Here is a 22,463-nt window from a genome sequence, read left to right on the forward strand (position 1 = left end):
ATGTCCTGCCTACTTCTTGTTCGCTGCGTCGAGGGCGGCCTGCAGGTTCGTCTGCAGCGCGCTCAGGATCGCCTTGGGGTCAGCGCTGCTCAGGCCCTGCAGCTGGGCGTTGAAGTCGCTGATCACGGTGGATGCGCCGGCGAACGCGACCGGGCTGACCGCGTAGTCGTTGCTCGTGACGAAGGACGCGTTCTGCGGGTACGTCGTCGAGTAGACCTTGGCGGCCGACTCGTTGGACGGGATGACCCCGAAGGCGTCGGAGAACTTCAGCTGCTGCTCGTCGGTGGTGAGGAACTTCACCAGGCTTTCGGCGGCGGCTGTCGTCTTGGACTGGGCCGGGATGCCCCAGCAGTTGCTGAAGGTGAAGGTGGACTGCCCGCCGGGGCCGGCGGGAAGTTCGACGGCCTTGTACATCAGGTCGGGGTAGTCGGTCTTGAGCCCGCTGATCCAGGGACCCTCGATGACCATGGCGGCCTTACCCTTGCCGAGCGCTTCTCCGCTCCAGCCGGAGTCGAGGTCAGCGGGGAACTTGAGCACGCCGTCGGAGAGGAGCTTCTTCACCTCGGTGAGTCCGGCGAGGTTCTCGGCCGAGTCGGCCGTGACCTTCTTGCCGTCCTTGGACAGCATCGATCCGCCGGCCTGGTTCATGAACGTGCCGATCCGGGCGTATTCGGCGCCGAAGGACAGCCCGGCCGTGTCGGCCGTGGTGAGCTTCTTGGCGACGGTCTCGAGGCCGGCCCAGTCGGTGGGGATGTCCGCGTCGGTCAGGCCGGCCGCGTCCCACTTCTCGGTGTTGATGATCAGGCCGAGGGTGGAGAAGTCCTTGGGCTCGCAGTAGAACTTGTCCTTGTAGCTGAACGCGCTCGTCAGAGCCGGGTAGAAGGCATCCTTGTTCGCGGCCTTGTCGGCGTAGGGCTCCAGGTACTGCTTGCTCGCGTAGGTCTGGAACTGGTCCCAGCCCATGTAGAACAGGTCGGGCGGGTTGCCGCCGGCGAAGCCCTGGCCCAGCTGCTGGGTGAGGTCGTTGGCCGCGACGACCTTGACGGTCGCCTTGTTGGTGGTGCCCCAGGCCTTGGCCGCGTCGCCCACGGCCTTCGTCTCGGCGTCGCCGCTCGAGCCGATCAGCACGGTGAGCTTCTGCCCGGCAACGTCGCCGCCGGCGCTGTCACTGCCACCGGACGAACAGGCGGCCAGGCTGGCCAACAGTCCGCCGGCCACCAGAACAGCACCCCAGCGTGCTCCTCGTCGTAGTTTCATTGTGTTTCCTTCCCATTCTTGTGATTGCCGACCGCACTCTTGGTTGCGGTGGGGGTCGAGGCCGCGTCAGGGGCCAGCAGCCGCAGCGGCTGCCGGATGACGAGGTGAGGTGTGATCAGCCGGTGACGGGCGTCTCCGGCGGCGGCGTCGCGGTGCACGAGGTCTCCCCCGGTCTCGCCGAGCAGCAGTTCGAGGGCGCCGCCGGCGACCTCGTCGAGGGTCTGGTCGACGCTGGAGAGGCCGATGGCCTGGCCGACGGGCGAGTTGTCGAAGCCGATGATCGGCAGGTCGCTCCGGCCGACGGATGCCGCGGCGATCATCGCGCCGAGGGCGAGCGTGTCGCTCGCGCAGACCAGGCCGTCGATGTTCTCGTCGCTCTCGAGCAGCGCGACCACGGCATCCCGGGCGTCCTCGAGGCGGTCCTCCACGCTCAGGTTGAGGGCGGCGAGGTCGTCGTCGCCGGTGGAGAGGCGTTCTTCGACGGCGGCCTGCCAGCCGCGGCGGCGATCGTCGCCGGTGCCGGAGAGGCTCGGCCAGCCGACGAAGCCGACCCGGGAGGAGCCCTGGTCGATCAGGTGGATGGCCGCCTCACGCATCCCCGCGAATCCGTCCACGTCCACCCAGAGGTGCTTGGGGTTGTTCATGTCGTTGGCGCCCCACGGCCGGCCGAAGGTGACGAAGGGAACGTCGTTCTCCACCAGCCATTCGGTGCGCGGGTCGCCGTGGAAGGTGGCCGTGAGCACGAACGCGTCCACGTCGGCGCCGGCGCGCAGCTTGCGGATCTGCTCGATCTCGGCGGCCGGGTCGGCGGCGGTGAAGAGCAGGATCCGGATGCCGCGGGCATCCGCCTGCTCGGTCAGGGCGTGCAGGAAACGGTCGAGCAGCGCGCCCGAGATGCCGTTGGTCATCGGGTCGAGCCGGATGGCGATCGTGGAGGACTTGCGCATCCGCAGCCGGCGGGCCGAGGCGTGCGGCCGGTAGGCCAGCTTGCGGATGGCGACCTCGACGCGCTTGCGGGTCTCCGGCTTGACGATCGCCGGGGTGTTCAGCACGTTGGACACGGTCTGCCTGGACACCCGGGCGGCACGTGCGACGTCTTCGATCGTCGGTAACCGGTCCACGGTGCCTCCTTGCGATAAGTGGTGATTTGATCGTTCAAAAGTTTGATCGTTCAAATCCTGAGTGCTACGTTACCTGAATACGCGAATCTGTCAATAATCAATCGCACAGCGGGCCTCGAATGCACTATTGCAGGGCTCACCGAATCACTGAGGAGTCGTGAATCCACGCATGTCCGAGACACCGAAGCACCCGCACCAGCCTCTGCTCCACGACGAACTGGTCGCCCTGTCGGCGCCCACCCAGGTCTGGTCCTCCCCCGACGGATCGATGGGCAGCCGCCCCCTGCACGGCATCTACCACTCCGACACCCGCATCGTGGGCGCCCTCACCCTGCTGGTCGGCGGCCAGATCCCCGAGAACATCTCGCACAGCGTGACGGATGCCGCCACGCTCCGCTTCGTCTCCCTGCTGCGCCACCTCGACGGCCGCGGCGCCGACCCCCGGGTTCTCCTCAACCGGGTGCGCCGGGTGCGGGACGGCCGGGTGACCGAGACGATCGAACTCACCAGTGCGATCACCGACCCGATCGAGACGACCCTGACGCTCGAGCTCACGCCGTCGTTCGACATCATCCACGACGTCAAGGGCGGCGTGCTCACCCCGGGCGTCGAGATCGTCTCCGTGCTCGACGACGACGGGGTGCACTACTCCTCCGGCGCGATCACGGCCTCGTTCTCCTCCGCCGACGCCGACCTCGTCGTCGACGCCGACGGTCTGACCACCGCGAGCTGGAGCGTCACGATCCCCGCCCACGGCAGCGTCGGCGTGAGCTGGGAACTGGCCATCGTCGACCCGTCGGCCGTCGTCCGCGGCGCGAGCGGGGCATCCGACTGGGCCGGCGTCACGGCCCGCGCCGACGACTCCCGCCTCGGCGCCTGGGTGGACACCGCCCTCAAGGACCTCGCCGGGCTGCGGATGGTCACCCGCGACCAGCCCGACGACGTGTTCCTCGCCGCCGGGGCGCCGTGGTTCTTCACCCTCTTCGGCCGGGACTCGATCTGGGCCGCCCGGATGCTGCTACCGCTCGGCACCGGCCTCGCCGGGTCGACCCTGCGAGTGCTCGCCGCGCTGCAGGGCACCGAGACGGTCGCCGCGACCGCCGAACAGCCCGGCAAGATCATGCACGAGCTGCGGCCGGGCACCCTGAACATGCCCGGCGAGGACACCTCCCTGCCGCCGCTCTACTACGGCACGGTCGACGCGACCGCGCTGTGGATCAACCTGCTGCACGACGCCTGGAAGTGGGGCATGCCCGACGCCGAGGTCGAGGCGCTGCTGCCCCATCTCGAGACCGCCCTGGTCTGGATGCGCTCCTACGGCGACAGCGACGGCGACGGTTTCCTCGAATACGTCGACTCGACCGGGCACGGCCTGGCCAACCAGGGCTGGAAGGACTCCGGCGATTCCATCCAGTGGCGCGACGGGAGCCTCTCCGAAGGCCCGATCGCGCTCTGCGAGGTGCAGGCCTACGCCTACGAGGCCGCCGTCGGCGGCGCCGCGCTGCTCGACCACTTCGGCCGCTCCGGCGGCGCGGACTGGCGCGACTGGGCTGCCGCCCTGAAGACCCGCTTCAACGAGGCGTTCTGGATCGAGTCCCCCGACGGCGCCTACCCGGCCGTCGCCCTCGATGCGCACAAGCAGAAGGTCGACACCGTCACCAGCAACATCGGCCACCTGCTCGGCACCGGAATCCTCGACGAGGAGGGCTCGCGCCTGGTCGCGCGGCGCCTGGTCTCCCCCGAGCTGAGCTCGGGCTACGGCCTCCGCACCATGTCCACCGATTCCACCGGCTACTGGCCGCTGAGCTACCACGGCGGCTCGGTCTGGACGCACGACACCGCGATCGCGATCGCCGGCCTCGGCCGGGCCGGTTTCGGCGCGGAGGCGGCGGTCCTGATCGAGGGGCTGCTCCGCACCGCGGAGGGCTTCGACTACCGGATGCCCGAACTCCACTCCGGCCACTCGACCGAGGAGTCCGCCGCGCCGATCCCGTACCCGGCCGCCTGCCGCCCGCAGGCCTGGTCGGCCGCGTCCGCCGTCGCGGTGCTCGGCACGATCCTGGGCCTCGAACCCGACGCTCAGGCGGACGATCTCCGGGTCTCCCCCCTGCCGATCGCCGGGGCGCTCGATGTGCGCGGCCTCGTCTTCGCGGGACGCAGCTTCGAACTCGCCACGGATGCCTCCGGCGCGGTGAGCCGCAACACGCTGCTCGCGGCGGCATCCGTCGCCGTCGGCCAGTAGCGCTCCCGATTTGTGGCCAACTCAGGAGATTCAGGCGGCACGGTCGGCGTGCCCGCGTGTTTCCGCGGGGCAGCCGGTCCGGTCGGCAGTTTCTCCTGAGTTAGCCACGGTCGTTACAGCCGGCGGGCGGGGTGGATCAGCGGGGCTAGAGCCAGCGCATGGTGAACGCGCGGGCGAGCACCATGCTCACCGGCGGCACTCCGAGCGCGCGCACGAGGCCGTTCCTCGCCCGGAGGCGCAGTCCGTGCGCCGGCCGGCCCATCGCCATGTTGAAGCCGGCCTGCCGCGCGGCCATCCGGGCGCTGCGCCGGCGGCGACGGTCGTAGTCGGTGAGAACGGATGCCGCGGCCGCCGGTTCGCGGATCGCCCGTTCCAGTGCGGGGGCGAGCTGCAGTGCGTCGAGCCAGCCGAGGTTCATGCCCTGCCCGCCGATCGGGCTGATCTGGTGGGCGGCGTCGCCGACCAGCACGACCCGGCCGGACACGAGCCGCCGGGCCAGCCGCTGCTGCACCGCGAAGGAGCTCGCCGCCGCCTCCGTCGGCGGCAGCTCGATGCCGGTGCGGGTGCGCACAAGGGCCGCGAGGTCGGCGCTGGTCGCACCCGTCATCAGGGTCGGGGTCATCGCCACCCACCGGCGCCGGCCGCCGGGCAGCGGGAACGACTCGACCACCCCGCCCCGCTCGAAGAACAGGACCGCCTCATCGCCGTGCTCGCCGGTGTCGGCGTAGTCGCTCATCAGGTAGGTTTCGCCGCCGGTGCGGGCGGTGCAGCGGATGCCGAGCAGGTCGCGCACGGCGCTGCGGGCACCGTCGGCGGCCACGACGTAGCGGGCCTCGAGCGACTCTCCCGCGCCGGGCGCGGTGGCGAGCTCGACCCGGTCTCCCCGGTCGCGCACCCCGGTCACGGTCACGCCGCCGCGGAACCCGCCGGGCCGGAGCTCTGCGAACCGGGCCCGCAGCACCGCCTCGGTCTCGTACTGGGGCAGGGAGATGACGCGCTGGTAGCGGTCGGCGGTCTCGGCGAACCGGAGCCGGCCGAGTCGGCGTCCGTCGGAGCGCACCTCCCCACCGTTGATGCAAACCGCACTCTCGATGATCGTGTCGGCGACTCCGAGCTGCCGCAGGGCCCGGAGCGACGGCGGGTGGATGCCGATGGCCCGCGACCGCATCGACGGCTCGCTCCGCTGCTCGAGCACCTCCACGTCGAGGCCGCGCACGGCGAGCAGCCCGGCCAGCAGGATGCCGACCGGTCCCCCGCCGACGACGATGACGTCACGCATCCGTCGCCCCGCCGCCCGGCGCCGCGGCCGCCCGTTCTTCCACCGAGTTCGACGCGGATTGGGGTGCCCAGCGCAGCACGAGGCGGGAGGGCCGCTCCTGGGTCACCCGCCAGCCGCGCGGCAGGACGGCGCGCAGCTCGGCCGCGGTGAAGCTGCGCCGGATCGAGGTGAGCCCGTCGTCGCGGATGAACGAGCGCCCGAAAAACGGCCAGGTGCCCAGGCCGAAGCCGAGGTAGGCGAACCGGCTGCGTTCGATGTCGCCGTGCAGCACCCGGCCGGCGGCGAGCCGCTCGGAGTCGACGAGCAGGCCGCCGAGCTGCGCGGCGGAGAGGTGGTGCAGCACATGGTTGGAGACGACGAAGTCGAAGCGCGCTCCCTCGGCCACCAGCTCGGAGCTCAGCGCCCGCCGGAACGTGAGCCCCGGCAGCGGCGGCAGGCCGGTGGCGTAGGCGTGCGCCCGGGGATCCGGGTCGATCGCGGTCACGGTGAGGCGCAGCCCGTCCCCGGCAGCCCAGCGGGCCAACGCCCTGGCCATGTCGCCGCCGCCCGACCCGATGTCGAGCAGGGTGCTCTCCGTCATGCGCGACAATTCCGGGCGGATCTCCCGCCGGTAGATCCCGCGCCAGCCCGACACGACCGCGTTCACGAACCGGAAGTTCGCGTAGGTGCGGTCGAGCCGTTCCGGGTCGCAGTCGGGGTCGTCCATCAGCTCGACGGCGTCGCTCGCGCGCAGCCGCAGCGACGGGATGCCCACGGTCGCCTAGCCGGCGGTGACGGTCATCAGCCCGGACTCGACGGTGAGTCCCGGCCCGAATGCCATCGCACAGACCCGTTCCCCGTCGGCGGTGGCCGGGGCGTCGAGGATAGCCTTCAGCACGAACAGGATCGTGGCGCTGCTCATGTTCCCGTATTGGCGCAAGGTCTCCCGCGAGGGAACGAGCTGCGCCTCGCTGAGCCCGAGCTTTGCTTCGGTCTTGTCCAGGATGCTGCGCCCGCCCGGGTGGATCGCCCAGTGCGCGATCGCCGTGGAAAGCGTCGCGGGAAGCGCCGCGGAAAGCGCCGCGGGAAGCGCCGTGGAAAGCGCCGCGGGAAGCGTCGGGGGAAGCGTCGCGGCCAGGGCCCCGGCCGAACCGGCGGCCACCCCGGCCGGCATCCCCGCCGCCAGCGAGCCCGGCCCACCGGCGGCCGCCCCGACCAGCTCGAGCTCCGGCTCGGCCGCGGGCGGCGCCAGCGCCGCCGTGAGCGACTCGTCCCGGGCGAAGAGCGGCGCGAGGGCCGCTTCGATGTGTTCGTCGATGATGTGCGGCACATACGTGCTCAGCACCATTTCGAAGCCCTCGTCACCGATCTTCCAGGCCATGTCGCCCTCGCCGACCGGGGTGATCACGGTCTCGAACAGGTCCAGGTCCAGGGCCCGCTCCCCCGGCAACGGCGCCCGGGAGCTGACGATCCCGGCCGCGGCCCCGTCGGAGAACAACGAGGAGGCGACGATCGTGTCCGGGTCGTCGGAGCTGCGCAGGTGCAGCGAGCACAGCTCGGCGCTGACGACCAGCACGACCGCGTTCGGATCGGCCTCGACGAACTGCTTCGCCGTGCGCAGCGCCGGCATCGACGCGTAGCAGCCCATGAAACCGAGGTGGTAGCGCTGGGTGGCCGGGCTCAGCCCCAGTTCGCGCACGAGCATGTAGTCGGGGCCCGGGGCGTAGAAGCCGGTGCACGACACGGTGACGACGTGGGTGATGTCCGCCGCGACGATGTCGGGGCAGGCGGCCAGCGCCCGGCGCCCGGCTTCGACGAACAGTTTGGTCGCCTCGACGATGTAGAGCTCATTGCGCACCCGGGTGCCCGGCATCAGCAGGCGCTGCGTGGCCGCGTCGAAGAACTGCGGGTCAGCGGTGTCCGAGTCGAGCGTGAGCTCGTCGATCACGGTGTGCCGGCGGTCGATTCCCGACAGGTTGAAGGATGCCGTCACCAGCCGTTGGGCCAGCCGGCTCAGTCCCGGCTGGGCCGCGAACACGTCGCGCACCTGTTCCTGCACCAGGATTGTCGGCGGAACCACGGTCTGCAGCGCTCTGAGAGTGACGGACATAGCCCCAGTGTTACACGCAGCCCCGCACCGGCACACCCCCCACACATCGGGATGTCTCCCGGCAAACCGCGGGTCAGGGCAGGCGGGAGAACAGCCGGGTTGCCGTGAGCGCCACGGCGAATCCGGCCGCGATGATCGCCGACACCCCGCCGATGTACGCGATCAGCGGCCCGGGCGTGGTTCCGAACGCGCGGAAGTACGTGACCAGGAACGCGGAGACCGCAACGACGAGGAACGGCACCAGGATCTTCAGCTGGATCCGGGCCCCTGCGGCCGGCGGAGCCTTCATGGTGGTCGCGTCATCGCCGCGCCACACGGTCAGCGCCACCCCGCCGGCGCACCCCCAGACCGCGACGACGAGCAGGGCGGCGATCACGTCGCTCGGCCGGTGCCAGCCGTTCGCGAGGGTCGACACTCCCGCGACCACCGCGAAGGCGGTGCCCGCGAGGGCGCTCAGCCACCGGGTTCGCGGGCTGGAGACGAGGAAGACGGCGAGGGCGGATGCCGCCGCCACCGTCGTATGCCCGGAGGGCAACGAGTTGCCCGCATAGCCGTCGACGCCGAGGTCCGGCCGGGTCAGCAGCAAGCCCTTGAGCAGCTGCGTGGTCAGCACGGCGCCCAGGGCCGCGCCGATCGCGACGACCAGGGTGCGCACGTTTCGCCGGACGGCGGTGAGGATGCCGGTGATCACCGCTCCCGCGATCACGGATACTACGGGCAGGGCGTCGAGCACCTGCTGGGTGAACGGGGTCACGCTGCGCCGGCCGAACTCCGCTCCGTCGAATGCGAGCTGGTCCATGGTCTGGCCGGCGAGGGTGCGCACCGAGAACAGGTAGATCACGACGAATACCGCGATCGAGCAGAAAGCACCCACGACATAGCGGAGGGGACTGGTGGTCGACGTGGTGCGCACGTTCCAGTTTCCCACGCCTGGCTGCACAACCCCTCAACCGGCACCGGCATCCGCCCGTCGTTCGCGCACAGCGTGCGCCCGACCCTTGACTCGGCAACCGGGCGGCGTAGCTTGGGAGAATGTTCAACTTGCACTGGGGCCGGGCACAGGCCGGCCGGAAATCCGCGGGCAAGCGCGCCGTCGGCCTGGGCGGTTTCACCGGGCTCGAGGGCGACTTCGAAGCCGAACGGCGCCGCGCCGCCGACGAGCAGATCGAGCCGTATGAGCAGGACCAGATCGACAAGCCGACCCTGCCCGGCTCCTCCTCCGGCCTGACCCACCCCTGAGCCCGCGACAGGCCCGAGCTGACGGGCTCGGGAGAGCAGGTCATGCAGATCGAGGAAGCCGACAGGAAGGCTGTGTCCTGGACGCGGAAATCGGTTGGGCCCGGGGGTTTCCCTCCGTGACCCTTCCGCGGTGTTGGCGTGGCGTACACCGGATGTTCAAGAACTACTGATCGAATAAACGGAGTAGAGTCAGCGCACTCAACGAAGAGTGCTCCCAGTCCCAACGAATGGAAGCTCCGTGAACATTCGCACGGCCGAATACCCCAGGCCGGACCATTTCCTGCTTCACCTCAGTGACACGCACCTGCTCGCCCACGGCGAACGCCTGTACGACCGGGTCGACAGTGCCGCGCATCTCGCCTCCCTCTTCGCCGAGGTCGAGGCCTCGACCGGCCGGCCGGAGGCGATCATCATCACCGGCGACCTGGCCGACAAGGGCGAGCCGGATGCCTATCGCACCCTGCGCTCCATCGTCGAGCCGGCCGCGGCCAGGCTCGGCTCCCGGGTCATCTGGGTGATGGGCAACCACGACGACCGGTCGGCGTTCCGCACGACCCTGCTCGGCGAGCCGGCGTCGTCGGCCCCGATCGACCACGTCGAGTTCGTCGGCGGCCTGCGCGTGATCACCCTGGACACCTCGGTTCCCGGCCATCACCACGGCGCCGTGAGCGAGGCCCAACTGGCCTGGCTGGGCCGCGAGCTCAGCGTGCCCGCACCCGACGGCACCATCCTGGCGATGCACCACCCGCCTGTGCCGAGCGTTCTCGATCTGGCCGTCTCGGTCGAACTGCGCGGCCAGGCCGCGCTCGCCCGGGTGCTCCGCGGCACCGACGTGCGCAGCATCCTCGCCGGTCACCTGCACTATTCGTCGACGGCGATGTTCGCGGGCATCCCCGTGTCGGTCGCCTCGGCCACCTGCTACACCCAGGACCTCAACGTGCCGGTCGGCGGCACCCGCGGCCAGGACGGCGCGCGCACGTTCAACCTCGTGCATGTCTACGCGGACACGGTGCTGCACTCGGTGGTGCCGCTCGGCAGCTACCCGGCGCTGGAGTACATCGACGCCGCGGAGAGCGGCAGGCGGCTGGCCGAGTCGGGAATCGAGATCATGCCCGCGGGTACTCTGCCAGCGTTCCGTGAGCCGCCGATGACCATGCCGATCCGGATTCTGAACTGACCGACGAGGTGCCGATCAGGGGCGTGCCGACCCGGTCATTCGCCTGGCTCTCCCGCTCCCACGGTGCCACGATCGGGAAGTAACGTTCGAGGAAGTCGGTCACCGCGGCACGGCGCACCTCGTCGGAGATCTCCGGGAAACTGCCGTCATTGAGGCAGAACATGTCCTGGTCGCGGCGTTTGCGCAGCTTGTTCATCTGGCGCAGGGCCAGCTTGAGGGTGGTCTCGATGTAGAGCGAGCGCGCCTGGGTCTGCTCCACCGCTCGGCCGGTCATCAGCGCGTAGTAGTGGTAGAGCGAGTTCGTGACCGAGATATCGGTCGCCGAACGGAACCGGCTGGCCGCGGTGCGGGCGAAGTCCTCGGGGAACTCGGCCTCGAGTTCGCGCAGCACGCTCTTGCGCAGCGGCGCGGCCGTGTGCTCCAGGTGCCGGGTGGTGACCTTGCCGAACCGTTCGCGCAGCAGGGCCCGGTTGACCCTGGCCGCGTTCTCGAAGCCGCTCCGGGACGGGTCGTTGTCGCCGAGGCCGATCCGGGTGGACGCTTCGACGAACTTGGTGATGCCGCCGGGCGAGAAGAACAGCTCCGGGCCCACCGGGCGGCCGAAGAACATGTCGTCATTGGAATAGAGGAAGTGCTCGGCCAGCCCCGGAATGTGGTGCAACTGGCTTTCGACCGCGTGCGAGTTGTGGGTGGGCAGGGCACTGGTGTCGGGGAAGAAGTCCTCGCTGCGCATGATCGTGACGCGCGGGTGTTCGGCCAGCCACTCGGGCGCGGGCGAATCCGTGGCGATGAAGATGCGGCGCACCCAGGGCGCGAACATGTACACGCTGCGGAGCGCGTACTTGAGTTCGTCGATCTGGCGGAACCGGGCGTCGGAGTCGTCGCCCTCGCCGACGACGTAGGCCTGCATGCGCTTGGCCCGTTCCCGCTGGAAGTCGCTGGACGAACCGTCGACCCAGGAGAAGACCAGGTCGATGTCGAAGCTGATGTCGCTGGCCAGGTCGTCGAACATGTGCTGCAGGGTGCGCCAGCTGCGTCCGAAGAGGTCGATCGTGGTCTCGCGGGCCTCGCCGCGCGGCATCCGGGTGCGCATCAGCGAGTTCTCGATCGGCGCAACGATCTCATCCTCGCCGAAGTACCACAGCTCGAACTGGAACGCGGTCTCCGCGCCGTAGCGGAGCCGCCCGATCGGTTCGATCCGGGGCCGGTAGACCCGGAAGACGGATGACTTCCGCAGCGTGGCCAGGGCGCCGTCGGCGAGCAGGAGAGGCTGGGTCAGGTCGCCGTCGAGCGGTTTCGCGTAAAAGGGCTCGTTCGCGAACGCGGCGGCGAGGATCCGGGTGAGCTGCTTGCGGCTCTTGCGGTCCACGGCGATGGTGGGGCGGTCGTGGTCGCCGCGCACGAGCAGGAAATCGATTCCGGCCAGGTCGAGGGCGCTCGCGACGGCGAGGAGGTCCTTGACCATGGACTCACGCGGGGTGAAGTGGCCGTTGACGAGCGCGATCTCGCCCTTGCGCACGACGAGGTCTTCACGGTCGAAGCGGCGGGTGCGGGCATCGACGGCGCGGAGCACGAGTTCGGGTTCGTTGCTGAGCGAGAGGACCGGGAGCGAGGCGGCGGCGTCAGATTCGGTGCCGCGTCCGGTTGGGGCGTGCCGGTCGGCAGTGGGGCGAGTGTAATCAGCCATGGTCCTCCTCTGGAATTGGGAACACTCGTTCGCCAGGTTCACCAGCGGGGAGAGTGCGTCCGGTGTGTCGCACGACCGCGCACCCGTCCTGAAACCGAGTGCGAAGCAGCCGGCGGAACGCGGTGGCGCTCCTCTCAGTGTACGTCCCGGGACGGGGCGGGAACGCGACCGGCCACGGCTCCGGATCGGGGCCGTGACCGGTCGTCTCCGCAGGCTGTTCTACAGGGCGCTGATGCCGAACAGGCCGATGATCAGGGCCATCAGCAGCAGGGTGACCAGCTCGTGCACGATGTTGAGCACGGTGAGGCCCCAGGGGCGACGGTCGAAGGCGTCGTGGGTGGCCATCCGTGCCGCGGTGAACCCGGCCCAGAGGATGACCGAAGTCAGCAGGGAGTTGGCGAGGAAGCTGCCCCCGTAGAAGTTCTGAGCGATCGCGGCCGCCCCGGCCAGCACCCACGCGGTGATGAAGCTGACGATGACGGTGAGGATGAGCGGGGCCGCCGACCCGGTGCGCATGCTCTCCTCATCGTGGCCGACCGCCTTCATCCAGTAGGTGCCGAAGGCCCGGCGGGAGTACCAGACCGAGCCGACGACCATGCTCGAGACGGTGGCGAGCAGCACTGCCCAGATGTTGATTTCGGGAACCATGGTGAATCCTTTCGGCCGGCTCCTCGGTCGGAGCGGTTGACGACTTGGCTCGATGTTAGGGGGTCGGCGGCGCGCCGACCGGGAGGCTCTCGGGGTGCGCCGCCCCGAGATACTCGCCGAGGATGCGGGCATGGTTCACGACCGGGTCCCTGGCCGCGTAGACCAGGGTCGTGGTTGTGCCGGTGCGTGCGTTCGCGGCGACCAGGCTCCGCAGCCGGGCCACGGCGGCGGCGGTCACGGGTGTCGCACCGAGTTCCGTCCGGTAGCGCTCGGCGAATTCGTCGATCCGGTCGGGGTCGTGGTTCCACCAGGTGCGCAGGTCGGGGCTCGGGGCGACGTCCTTGATCCAGTCGTCGAGCTCCGCACGTTCCCGGGAGACGCCCCGCGGCCAGAGCCGGTCCACCAGCACCCGGCTGCCGTCGTCGGGGGCCGGATCGTCGTAGACACGCTTGATCCGAATGGTCATGCGCCCATTGTCGTCCCGGTCGGCCTCCCGGTCGAGCCCGGCACCCCCGGCGGCAGGTCGGCCGGAAGGTCGGCCGGGTCGGTCACCGGCAGGCTGCAGACGAAGTCCCGGCAGAGGTAGGCGGCGGCCAGGCCGGCGCGGGTCGTGCGGTCCCGGAACAGGTCGAAGCCGGCGTCGGCGAAGGCCTTCGCCTGGGCCTCGGTGACCGCGGCCACGAGACCGGTCGCCCGCCGGCGCGCCGCGGCGGGCAGGCCATCGGGGCTCGTTGCCGGGCTGCCGTCCGGCGAGACGACCACCAGTTGCACGGCCGGTGCCGCCAACGCGGCGCTCAGGCGCAGGGCCGCGCCGAACGCGAGCGGACGGGACGTGAGCTGCCCTCCGAGCAGGTCCATCCCGGACTCGGCCGCGGCCAGGTAGCGCGGATCCGCGGTGAGGAGGTGGAGCAGCCAGGCCGCCCCGGCGATGGAGGTCAGGCCGGACGGATAGGCGCCCTCCGACGGGTCGACGGCGGATTCCAGACCCTGCGCGGCCAGCACCGGGTCGGAGCCGTTCGGCACCCGGAAGGGCAGCGGCGACTGGGCCGGCGGCGTCTGGGCCGGCGGCAGCGTCGCGTCAACGAGCCGGCGTGCCGCGAGGGCGTAGCGCACCTCCCCTGTCGCCAGGGCGAGTTCGAGGAGGCCGCGTGCGAACATCCCGTAGTCCTCGAGGGTCGAGCGGGCACCGGAGACCCGCCCCGAGATCGACGCGCGCACGAGCTCGACTTCGCCCGTCCTCTGGTCGGCCAGGTGCCGGTCGAGCAGCATGTCGGCCGCCCGCATCGCGGCGGCCTGGAGGGCCGGCTCGTCGAAGGCGAATCCGGCCCGCGCGAGGGCGGCGATTCCGAGGCCGTTCCAGCCGGTGAGCACCTTGTCGTCGAGGGCGGGCCGGGCTTGCAGCTTCCGGGCCTCCTCGTCGAGGGCGTAATAGCCGCCCTCGACGCGTCGCCCGTCCACGGTGCTCTCGGAGTCCTGCGCGCTGGCGAAGCCGCCGCCCGGCAGCGCCAGCACGCCTGTCAGGAACCGGGCGATTCCCAGGGCCACGGCGTGGGCCCACGGTTCGCCGGTGAGCTTCCACGCCTGCGTGTAGAGGTCGAGGAGCTGGGCGTTGTCGTAGAGCATCCGTTCGTAGTGCGGCTCGCTCCAGTCGCGGTTGACCGCGTAGCGGAAGAAGCCGCCCTCGATCGGGTCCCGCAGCGGGGAGGCGCCGAGCCGTTTGAGCGTGCGCAGCGCAAGGTCCCGCCCCTCGGCGCGCTCGAGCAGGAAGCCGAGGGCCGGCGCCACCGGAAACTTGGGGGCGCCGCCGAAACCGCCGAAGACCGGGTCCTCCTGGGCGACCAGGGCCGCGGCGGCCGCGTTGAGGGCGACCGCATCCGGCCGTGCTCCGGCGGTCGTCCCCTCCGCAGCGGCCGTGGCGAGCGCCGCGGCCACCAGGTCGGCGCTCTCGGTGACCTCGGCGCGGCGGGTGGTCCAGGCATCCGTCACCGCCTCGAGCACCTGCCGGAACGACGGATGCCCCGTCATCGGTTGCGGCGGGAAGTAGGTTCCGGCGTAGAACGCCCGGCCGCCCGGGGTGACGAACACGTTCAACGGCCAGCCCAGGCCGCCGACGAAGGCGCTGGCTGCGGCCAGGTAGGCGGCGTCGACGTCGGGGTGTTCCTCACGGTCGACCTTGACGCTCACGAAGTGCTCATTGAGATAGTCGGCGAGAACGGGGTCGCTGAAGCTCTCCCGGGCCATCACATGGCACCAGTGGCAGGTCGAATAGCCGATCGACACGAGCACGGGCAGGTCGCGCGCGCGGGCTTCGGCGAACGCCTCCGCACCCCAGCCGTGCCAGTCGACCGGGTTGCCGGCGTGGGAGCGCAGGTACGGGCTGATCGCGTCGGCAAGTCGGTTGGGCATGCCTCCATTCTGCGCCGGGACCTCGTGGATGCTGTCGTTCGCCAACCCGGCGCCCCTGCCACTGGACCTCCCGTTCGGGGGTGGTTAGGCTGACAGTGACAGTGGGGGGGCTGCAGATGACGTTGAAGACAGTGGCCGGTCGCCTGGAAACCGCGGCCGAGACCGATCCGGGACTGGTGATCGCGTTGCGGGCCGCCTACCGGGGCCGGCATGATGTGCAGGATGCGCTCTGGTGGCGGGCTCACCCGCTCAGTCGCAGCCCCGGCGGGCACCCCGACCCTCTCGTCGGGCTCGGCGCGGAGCAGGCGGCCGTGTACTCGCGCTCCCGGATCGACGGACCGCTGAGCGAGGTCGCCGATCCCGACACCGGCGAGCCGGTCAGCGCCACCCTCGGCGAGCACCGGCTGCGAGAGCTCACCCGGCTGCTGGCCCAGGATGCCGCGGCCCTCGACCTGGTCCTGGTCAGCTTCCGCGGCTGGCCGGGTTTCGGGCCGGAGGAGGACGACCCGGAGCCCGACCCAGCCCCGGCTTCACCCGGCGGGGCCCGGCCGGACCGGCGCCCGGCGCGCGGGATCCTGCTCGTCGCCGCCGGCGGCGTCGCGGGCCTGCTGATCGGCGTTGCCGTGACCCTGGCGCTCCGCGCACTGTAGAAGGCGGCGTGCTGAACCGGACACAGCCGGTCACCCCGGCAGCGGTCAGCCCTGGCCGGTCAGTTCCTGGCTGACGAGGGCCTGGCGGCGGCGCTGGACCCGCATCCAGATGAAGAAGCCGGTGATCGTGAAGGCGCCGTAGAACAGGTAGAGGATGGCCGAGGCGTAGTAGCCCGCACTGACCAGCAGGGGCACGCCGACAATGTCGACGGCCACCCAGATCAGCCAGAACTCGGTCCAGCCCTTCGCCATGCCGTAGGTGGCGAGCAGGGACCCGGTGAAGATCCAGGCATCCGCCCAGACCGGCTCGAACGAACCGAGCGCCCGGAAGATCGGCGTGAGGATGAGCGTGCCGGCGACCAGCCCGAGGCCGAGCAGCACCCGGGTGCGATTGCCCGCCCAGTGCGGGGCGACGGCGACGTGCGTGCGCGACTTGCGGGCGCGGGACCACTGGATCCAGCCGAAGATCGAGACGACGATGAACATGACCTGCCGCCCGGCCTGGCCGAGCAGGTTGACCGGGTTGGGGGTGCCGAAGACGGCGCCGAGGAACACGGTGAACAGCAGGGCGTTGCCGGCGATGCCCACCGGCCAGGCCCAGACCTTGCGGCGCATCCCGCCGACCGCACTGAGGATGCCGAACGCGTTGCCGATCACCTCGCGCCAGAGAATGGTCTGGGTGCCGATCTGCAGTTGCGCGTCGAAGAGCCACTCAATCGGATTCATCGGTCAACTTCCTCGCCGGGGATGGTTCCCCCGTCGTGTCCCAACCTACCGCGGCCGTGCCCGCCCGCCCGGCAGGGCCCACATCGCGCTCTAGTTCACGTCGTTCGGGTGGGAGCTGACCCGGCCCACCCGTTCGAGTGAGGAGATGGTGTTCAGCTCGGTGCGGCTGAGCTCGAAGTCGAAGACGTCGAGGTTCTCAAGCATCCGCTCGCGCCGGTTCGACTTGGGGAAGACGATGTTCCCGGTCTGCAGGTGCCAGCGGATGACGACCTGGGCGGGCGTCTTGCCGTGCGCCTCGGCCGCGACGGCCACCACGGGCTCCTCGAGGAGCGGGTACTTGCCCTGGCCGAGGGGACCCCACGCCTGGACCTGGATTCCGTTGGCGCGGGCGAACCGGGTCACCTCCGGCTGCTGGTGCGCGGGGTGCAGCTCGATCTGGTTGACGGCCGGCACGATCTCCGTCTCGCCGAGCAGCCGGTCCAGGTGCGGCTCGAGGAAGTTGGAGACTCCGATCGACCGGGCCCGGCCGGAGGCGCGGATCTGCTCGAGCGCCTTCCAGCTCTCGACGTAGCGGTCCTTCGCCGGTGTCGGCCAGTGGATCAGGTAGAGGTCGACGTAGTCGAGCCCGAGCTTCTCGAGGCTCTCGTCGAAGGCGTCGAACGCGCTCTGGGTGCCCTGCTGGTCGTTCCACAGCTTGGTCGTGACGAACAGGTCGGAGCGGGAGATCCCGGATGCGGCGATCGCGGCGCCGACGCCCTCCTCATTGCCGTAGATCGCGGCGGTGTCGATGTGCCGGAAGCCGACCTGGAGCGCGTCGGAGACGATCCGGGTGGTCTCCTCCGGCTCGACCTTGAAGACACCGAAGCCAAGCTGGGGGATGGTGTGGCCGTCGTTGAGGGTCAGGGTGGGAACTGGAGTCGTCATGCGCCCCACCCTAGGGGTCCGAACCGAACGGACTCTGACCGAGCCTGCCGGACTACTCCGTCGGCGATACGTCCGCGACCCAGGCGCCGCGAAGCCGCACCTGGCATAGCTCCGGGCCGACGAACGGGCGCAGTTCGGTGCCCTCCGGGTCATGGCCGAGGGTGGCGGCGATGCCGCGGATCAGGCCCAGGTGCACGGAACAGATCACCTCCGGCGCCTGCCTCGCATCGGCCCGGAACGGGCAGGCGAGCAGGTTGACCACCCGTGGGGCCGTGGGGCCCGGAGCGTCCGCCCCGGCCGCGACCGTTACCGCCCCGGCGGTCCCGTCCGCGTCGGCCATCGCACCGACCGGGACCTCAACCTCCGGGTCGAAGCCCAGCCGGTCGAGGATGCGCAGGAGCGGTGCGACGCCCTCCCCCGCGTTCCCCCGCAGCTCGCCGGCGAACGAGGCCGACCAGTGCTCGCCGGCCCGGATCGCCCTGGCCCGGCCGCCGTCGGCGTCCTCGGCGAGCGCGCCGGCCAGGGCCTGGCTCAGGTCGTGCCTGGCCTCGTCCTCCCGAGCTGCCGGCCCGGCGGTGAAGAGGATGCGCGGACGCCCGCGAGCACCCGCACGTTCGACCGAGCGCCGGATCAGCCCGGCGCTCTCGAGCTGCTCGAGGTGGAATCTCACCGTGGTGACGTGGAGCCCGACCTGCCCCGCCACGGCGGCCGCGTCGAGGGCTGCGCCGGACCACATCAGGAGTTCGAGCACCTGGCGGCGCGCGTCCGAGGCCAGGGCGGCGTGCCGCCCCCCGCGCGCTTCCTCGTCGGTCATGCATTGATGCTAACATCGTGCGGTTTAAGGCGTCGGGGGAGGCCGGGGCACCCGGGTGTTCCCCGGCTTGGAATACGATGGAAGGCTCATGATCCCCGTCGTCATCACCTTCCCGCCCGAACTCCCGGTCAGCCAGCGCCGCGAGGATATCGCTCGCGCCATCCGGGACAACCAGGTGGTGATCGTCGCCGGCGCGACCGGCTCCGGCAAGACCACCCAGCTGCCGAAGATCTGCCTCGAACTCGGCCGCACCAGCATCGGCCACACCCAGCCGCGCCGCCTCGCCGCCCGCACCATCGCCGAGCGCATCGCGGAGGAACTCGGCCAGGAGGTCGGGCAGACCGTCGGCTACCAGGTGCGCTTCACCGACCAGGTCGGGCCGGACACCCGGATCAAGCTGATGACCGACGGCATCCTGCTCAATGAGATGCACCGCGACCGGATGCTGCGGAAGTATGACACGATCATCATCGATGAGGCGCATGAGCGCAGCCTCAACATCGACTTCCTGCTCGGCTACCTGCGCCAGCTCCTGCCGCAGCGCCCCGACCTCAAGCTCATCATCACCTCCGCGACCATCGACCCGCAGAGCTTCGCCGAGCATTTCGCCGCCGCCGACGGCACGCCGGCCCCGATCATCGAGGTCTCCGGCCGCACCTACCCGGTCGAGATCCGCTACCGTCCGCTCGTCGCCGAGGCGATGGACGACGACGAGCTGACGGATGCCGCACCCGCCGTCGACCGCGACTACATCGAGGGCATCTCCGCCGCACTCGACGAGCTCGACCGGGAGTCCAGCGGCGACGTGCTCGTCTTCCTCAGCGGCGAGACCGAGATCCGCGACGCCGCCGACGCCCTGCAGGGCAAGTTCGCCACCGGCGGTCGCGGCAGCCCCACCGAGGTGCTCCCTCTGTACGGGCGGCTCTCTGCCGCCGACCAGCACAAGGTGTTCCAGCCGTCGACGGTGGCCGGGGTGCGGCGCCGGATCGTGCTCGCCACGAACGTGGCCGAGACCAGCCTGACCGTGCCGGGCATCCGCTATGTCATCGACGCCGGAACCGCCAGGATCAGCCGGTACAGCGTGCGCTCGAAGGTGCAGCGGCTGCCGATCGAGGCGATCAGCCAGGCGTCCGCGAACCAGCGCAGCGGCCGGAGCGGGCGCACCAGCGACGGCATCGCGATCAGGCTGTACTCGGAGGAGGACTTCACCCGCCGCCCCGAGTACACCGAGCCGGAGATCCTGCGCACGAACCTGGCCGCGGTCATCCTGCAGATGATCTCGCTCGGCCTCGGCGACATCGCCGCGTTCCCGTTCCTCACCCCGCCGGACTCCCGCGGCATCAAGGACGGCCTCGACCTGCTCGCCGAACTCGGCGCGGTCGCCCCCGACACCGCGGGCCGCGCCGGGAACAAGACCGGCATCTCCAAACTCACCCGGATCGGCCAGCAGCTCGCGAAACTGCCGATCGACCCTCGGTTCGGCCGGATGGTGGTCGAGTCGAAGACCCAGGGCACGAGCCGCGAGGTGATGGCGATCGTGGCCGGCCTCACCATTCAGGACCCGCGCGAACGCCCGCTCGAACGCCGCGCCCAGGCCGACCAGCAACACGCTCGCTTCGCCGACCCGACCAGCGACTTCCTCGGCCTGCTCAACCTCTGGAACTACCTGGAGACGCAGCAGAAGGAACTCGGCTCGAGCGCCTTCCGGCGCCTGTGCAAGAACGAGTTCCTCAACTACCTGCGGGTGCGCGAGTGGCAGGACGTGTACAAACAGCTGCGCCAGATGGCCAAGCCGCTCGGCCTCGCTGTGTTTGACTCCAAAGCTGGCGGCGACTCCAGCGTGAACCCCGACGGCATCCACCGCTCGCTCCTGGCCGGCCTGCTCTCGCACATCGGCCTCAAGGACACCGCCAAGAAGGACTACATCGGCGCGCGCCAGCAGCGGTTCGTGATCTTCCCCGGCTCGGCGCTGGCGAAGAAGCAGCCGAACGCCGTGATGAGCGCCGAGCTGGTCGAGACCAGTCGTCTGTTCGCTCGGATGAACGCCGTCGTCGACCCGGCCTGGGCCGAGCCGCTCGCCGGTGACCTGTGCAAACGCAGCTACTCCGAGCCGCACTGGGAGAAGAAGCAGGGCGCCGTCGTCGCCTACGAGCGGGTCACCCTCTACGGGGTTCCGATCGTGCCACGCCGCCGGATCCAATTCTCCCGGGTCGACCCTGCCTATGCCCGCGACCTGTTCATCCGGCACGCCCTGGTCGAGGGAGAGTGGGACCTCGACCGCATCGACCAGCGGGTCACCGCCTTCGACCGCGCCAACAGGAAGCTCCGCGCCGAGCTCGCCGAGCTCGAGGAACGCACGCGCCGCCGCGACATCCTCTTCGACGACGAGGCCGTGTTCGAGTTCTACCAGAAACGCATCCCCGCCGACGTCTGTTCCACCCGCAGCTTCGAAACCTGGTGGCGCCAGGCGCGCACCCAGGCGCCCGATCTGCTCACGATGACCGCCGACGCGCTCGTCCCCGAGGACGCGCCGGAGATCGACGAGGCCGTGTTCCCGCCGATCTGGCGCCAGGGCGACCAGAAGTTCACGCTCAGCTACCGGTTCGAGCCCGGCGCGGACGATGACGGCGTGACCGTTCGGATCCCGCTGGCCCTGCTCGCGCGCCTCTCCCCCACCGGCTTCGACTGGCAGGTGCCCGGCCTCCGCGCCGACCTGGTCACGGCGCTGATCAAGTCGCTGCCCAAGAGCATCCGTCGCAACGTGGTGCCCGCGGGCGACTGGGCGAAGCGGCTGCTGACCGAGCTGCCGCCGGCGCCGGGAGAGGTGTCGGTCGGGGGGTCAGGCGCGAGCGGCGTCTCGGTCGGGGTGTCGACCGGCGGGTCGACCGGCGGGTCGACCGGCGGGTCGACCGGCGGGTCCGCCGGCCGGAACATGTTCGACCGTGACGACGTGCCCTTCACCGAGACGCTCGCCGGCCTGATCCAGAAGCTCACCTACGTGCCGGTGACCGCGAACGATTTCGAACTGGTCCGGGTGCCCGCCCACCTGCGAGTGACGTTCAGCGTCGTCGACGAACGCGGTCGCCCGATCGCCTCCGGGAAGGACCTGCTCGAGCTGCAGCGCCGGCTCGGCAGCCAGGCCCGCGAAAGCGTCGCCGCGGCATCCGCTGCCACCCCCACCAATGCGATCGAGCGCTCCGGGCTGACCAGCTGGGATTTCCCCGAGCTGCCCCGCTTCCTCGACACCCGGCAGGGCGACAACACCATCCGCGGCTACCCGACCCTCGTCGACGAGGGCCAGTCGGTGAGTATCCGGATGATGAGCACCGAGGCCGAGCAGGCCCGCACCCTGCCCGGCGGGGTGCGCCGCCTGCTCCTGCTCGCGACGCCGTCACCGGTCGCCTACGTGCAGCAGCACCTCACCGGGGCCGAGAAGCTCAGCCTCGCCACCAGCCCGTACCGGTCGACCCAGGCGCTCTTCGACGATTGCCTGGCGGCGAGCGTCGACGACGTGCTGTTCCGGGTCACGCCGGGTGGCCAGGTCTTCATGAAAGCCGAGTTCGACAGCATCCGCGACCGGGTCTCCGGCGTCGTGATGGACTCGATGTTCGAGACGGTCGGGCTCGTCGCGCGCATCCTCACCGCGGCCAGGTCGGCCGACAAGGCGCTCAAGGCCTCCACCAGCATGGCGCTGCTGCCGGCGTTGACGGATGCCCGCGGCCAGCTGGCCGGGCTGATCCACCCCGGTTTCGTCAGCGCCACCGGCCTCGCCCAGCTGCGCCACCTGCCGCGTTACCTCGGCGGGATCAGTTCCCGGATCGTCAAGCTGGGCGACAACCCGAGCCGCGACCGGGTCTGGATGAACGAGAGCCAGGCCGCGACCACCCGGTACACGGATGCCGGCGGCCGGATTCCGCTGGCCCCGGACTCGCAGGCGAACCTGGTGCGCGCCCGGTGGATGATCGAGGAGCTGCGGATCAGCCTGTTCGCCCAGGAGCTGAAGGCCGCGGAGTCCGTCTCCCTGCAGCGCATCCACAAGGTGCTCACGAGCTGACCCTCGCCCTGCTCAGCGCTCGCGGCGCAGGTTGTGGAGGTGGGCGCACGGTAGAGAGCCTGTTGCTTAATGGGGTGCCCTTCGGGTCTTTTTTTGTGGGGCGTGTCGTTTGTGGGGCGTGATTCGGTGGTCTGGGAAAATGGTTCATGG

Annotated in this window: 18 protein-coding genes; 5 read left to right on the forward strand and 13 right to left on the reverse strand. The window is 70.5% G+C overall.

Translation table 11 applies throughout. From position 1 onward, the window contains the following. Positions 1 to 9 precede the first annotated feature (9 nt). Positions 10 to 1,257, reverse strand: coding sequence for a sugar ABC transporter substrate-binding protein (locus E3O32_RS00930; protein ID WP_134506085.1), 1,248 nt, complete (start codon positions 1,255 to 1,257; stop codon positions 10 to 12). After that, complete coding sequence (locus E3O32_RS00935) at positions 1,254 to 2,378, reverse strand: LacI family DNA-binding transcriptional regulator (protein WP_134506087.1); 1,125 nt, start codon at positions 2,376 to 2,378, stop codon at positions 1,254 to 1,256. Before E3O32_RS00935 ends, E3O32_RS00930 begins: the two co-directional genes overlap by 4 nt. Before the next feature lie 169 nt (positions 2,379 to 2,547). Between E3O32_RS00935 and E3O32_RS00940 the strand changes: the two genes are divergently transcribed. Next, complete coding sequence (locus E3O32_RS00940; RefSeq protein ID WP_134506089.1) at positions 2,548 to 4,620, forward strand: glycogen debranching N-terminal domain-containing protein; 2,073 nt, start codon at positions 2,548 to 2,550, stop codon at positions 4,618 to 4,620. A gap of 145 nt (positions 4,621 to 4,765) precedes the next feature. Here E3O32_RS00940 and E3O32_RS00945 read toward each other — a convergent pair whose 3' ends face one another. The 4 genes from E3O32_RS00945 to E3O32_RS00965 form a co-directional block, all read right to left on the reverse strand. Next, positions 4,766 to 5,899 (reverse strand): FAD-dependent oxidoreductase, encoded by a 1,134-nt coding sequence (locus tag E3O32_RS00945; RefSeq protein WP_134506090.1) that lies wholly within the window; start codon positions 5,897 to 5,899, stop codon positions 4,766 to 4,768. Next, positions 5,892 to 6,653 (reverse strand): class I SAM-dependent methyltransferase, encoded by a 762-nt coding sequence (locus tag E3O32_RS00950; RefSeq protein ID WP_134506092.1) that lies wholly within the window; start codon positions 6,651 to 6,653, stop codon positions 5,892 to 5,894. The genes E3O32_RS00945 and E3O32_RS00950 overlap by 8 nt, the downstream gene beginning before the upstream one ends. A 6-nt stretch (positions 6,654 to 6,659) precedes the next feature. Next, positions 6,660 to 7,988 carry a type III polyketide synthase gene (locus E3O32_RS17485; protein WP_241974432.1) on the reverse strand — a complete coding sequence of 443 codons (1,329 nt, stop codon included), beginning with the start codon at positions 7,986 to 7,988 and terminating at the stop codon, positions 6,660 to 6,662. A 73-nt stretch (positions 7,989 to 8,061) separates the two neighbouring features. After that, positions 8,062 to 8,916, reverse strand: a complete 855-nt coding sequence (locus tag E3O32_RS00965) for a phosphatase PAP2 family protein (RefSeq protein ID WP_134506094.1) — start codon at positions 8,914 to 8,916, stop codon at positions 8,062 to 8,064. A gap of 104 nt (positions 8,917 to 9,020) precedes the next feature. Here E3O32_RS00965 and E3O32_RS00970 point away from each other — a divergent pair, with 104 nt between their 5' ends. Next, entirely contained in the window at positions 9,021 to 9,227 is a 207-nt protein-coding gene (locus E3O32_RS00970; RefSeq protein WP_134506096.1) for a hypothetical protein, read from the forward strand. Between the two features lie 238 nt (positions 9,228 to 9,465). Continuing rightward, a complete protein-coding gene (locus tag E3O32_RS00975) occupies positions 9,466 to 10,404 on the forward strand; it encodes a phosphodiesterase (protein ID WP_134506098.1) in 939 nt (312 codons plus the stop codon). On the opposite strand, the gene E3O32_RS00980 is transcribed toward E3O32_RS00975, so the two are convergent. From E3O32_RS00980 to E3O32_RS00995, 4 genes are all read right to left on the reverse strand, one after another. After that, positions 10,334 to 12,091: a stealth family protein gene (locus tag E3O32_RS00980; RefSeq protein WP_134506100.1), complete on the reverse strand. Its 1,758-nt coding sequence runs from the start codon at positions 12,089 to 12,091 to the stop codon at positions 10,334 to 10,336. The two genes, E3O32_RS00975 and E3O32_RS00980, sit on opposite strands and share 71 nt — an antisense overlap. Positions 12,092 to 12,310: 219 nt before the next feature. Then, a complete protein-coding gene (locus E3O32_RS00985) occupies positions 12,311 to 12,739 on the reverse strand; it encodes a DUF1761 domain-containing protein (RefSeq protein ID WP_134506102.1) in 429 nt (142 codons plus the stop codon). A gap of 55 nt (positions 12,740 to 12,794) precedes the next feature. Continuing rightward, complete coding sequence (locus E3O32_RS00990; RefSeq protein WP_134506104.1) at positions 12,795 to 13,205, reverse strand: DUF488 domain-containing protein; 411 nt, start codon at positions 13,203 to 13,205, stop codon at positions 12,795 to 12,797. After that, positions 13,202 to 15,145, reverse strand: a complete 1,944-nt coding sequence (locus E3O32_RS00995; protein WP_134506106.1) for a thioredoxin domain-containing protein — start codon at positions 15,143 to 15,145, stop codon at positions 13,202 to 13,204. The genes E3O32_RS00990 and E3O32_RS00995 overlap by 4 nt, the downstream gene beginning before the upstream one ends. A gap of 116 nt (positions 15,146 to 15,261) precedes the next feature. On the opposite strand from E3O32_RS00995, the gene E3O32_RS01000 reads away from it, so the two are divergent. Next, positions 15,262 to 15,795 carry a hypothetical protein gene (locus tag E3O32_RS01000; RefSeq protein WP_134506107.1) on the forward strand — a complete coding sequence of 178 codons (534 nt, stop codon included), beginning with the start codon at positions 15,262 to 15,264 and terminating at the stop codon, positions 15,793 to 15,795. A gap of 45 nt (positions 15,796 to 15,840) precedes the next feature. Here E3O32_RS01000 and pnuC read toward each other — a convergent pair whose 3' ends face one another. The 3 genes from pnuC to E3O32_RS01015 form a co-directional block, all read right to left on the reverse strand. Continuing rightward, positions 15,841 to 16,521 (reverse strand): nicotinamide riboside transporter PnuC, encoded by a 681-nt coding sequence (gene pnuC / locus E3O32_RS01005; RefSeq protein ID WP_134506109.1) that lies wholly within the window; start codon positions 16,519 to 16,521, stop codon positions 15,841 to 15,843. A gap of 90 nt (positions 16,522 to 16,611) precedes the next feature. Beyond that, positions 16,612 to 17,445, reverse strand: a complete 834-nt coding sequence (locus E3O32_RS01010; RefSeq protein WP_134506111.1) for an aldo/keto reductase — start codon at positions 17,443 to 17,445, stop codon at positions 16,612 to 16,614. Between the two features lie 52 nt (positions 17,446 to 17,497). Beyond that, complete coding sequence (locus tag E3O32_RS01015; protein ID WP_134506113.1) at positions 17,498 to 18,259, reverse strand: helix-turn-helix transcriptional regulator; 762 nt, start codon at positions 18,257 to 18,259, stop codon at positions 17,498 to 17,500. An 88-nt stretch (positions 18,260 to 18,347) separates the two neighbouring features. On the opposite strand from E3O32_RS01015, the gene hrpA reads away from it, so the two are divergent. Continuing rightward, positions 18,348 to 22,313 (forward strand): ATP-dependent RNA helicase HrpA, encoded by a 3,966-nt coding sequence (gene hrpA, locus E3O32_RS01020; protein ID WP_134506115.1) that lies wholly within the window; start codon positions 18,348 to 18,350, stop codon positions 22,311 to 22,313. Positions 22,314 to 22,463: the final 150 nt, after the last annotated feature.

The organism is Cryobacterium mannosilyticum (assembly GCF_004402705.1).
In the GTDB taxonomy this organism is placed as follows: Bacteria; Actinomycetota; Actinomycetes; order Actinomycetales; family Microbacteriaceae; genus Cryobacterium; species Cryobacterium mannosilyticum.